Annotated in this window: 1 protein-coding gene and 1 pseudogene; both read right to left on the reverse strand. The window is 57.7% G+C overall.

Features of this window, described 5'->3' with window-relative positions:
* Window positions 1-263 (reverse strand): annotated as a pseudogene (locus JCM14374_RS12880) (hypothetical protein); the annotation flags it as partial.
* Window positions 264-361: 98 nt separating this feature from the next.
* A partial coding sequence (locus tag JCM14374_RS13855) for a hypothetical protein (RefSeq protein ID WP_177325559.1) occupies window positions 362-749 on the reverse strand: 388 nt, incomplete at its 5' end.

Here is a 749-nt window from a genome sequence, read left to right on the forward strand (position 1 = left end):
ACGGCGTAATGGCTGAAGTGGGTGGTAGAGAAGGTCACTGTACCGGTGGCCGCATCGTATCGCCCGTTGGGCACACAAACCGTGCTGCCGCTGCCGTCGATATACCAAATCACAATGGCTTCGGGATTTTCAAGTTCTTCCGCCGTCGGCGTGTAGGGGATGGATACCGCCACAGGCGCAGACGGGTTGTTCCATTCGGTTTGTTTGCCGTTTAGCGTCAGGGTTAGCTGAATGACTGGCCGGTCGCCGATGGCTGTTTGCACTTCAGCAGGTAAGCCGGACCTGTCTCCCTAACCGATCGTAATGCCCGCGCTCGTTCCGTTTGCTTCGGACATCCCGGCCAGCATGCCGGACGGGATAGTTACGCTGCTGCGGGGTCGAGAAGGTAAGCGCTCCTTCCCCTTGTGGGCTGGACAGAGAATCGGCAGGTATTCCCAGGGTATAAGAATTCACGCCGGGAATGGAAGGTACCGTAAGGACCGTTGTTTGTGTGCCGGTAAAAATGTCTTTCGCAATGGTTCCCCGAATCTATTGTCGCATTGCCCGTTTTCGTATCGACATTAGTGGGCAAGCTGGTTTGTGATGTGCTGGTTCCCGCAACAGCAACTTCATACGTCGGGGCAGCAGGAGTACTGCTGCTGCTACTGCTGATGCCGCCTCCTCCGGTTCCGCCGCTGCCGCCGCCACCTCCGCCTCCGGTTCCGCCGCCGCCGCCTGTATTGTTTGACGCCGCATTGATGGTTACTGTA

The organism is Syntrophomonas palmitatica JCM 14374, from assembly GCF_001311885.1.
Taxonomy (GTDB): Bacteria; Bacillota; Syntrophomonadia; order Syntrophomonadales; family Syntrophomonadaceae; genus Syntrophomonas_A; species Syntrophomonas_A palmitatica.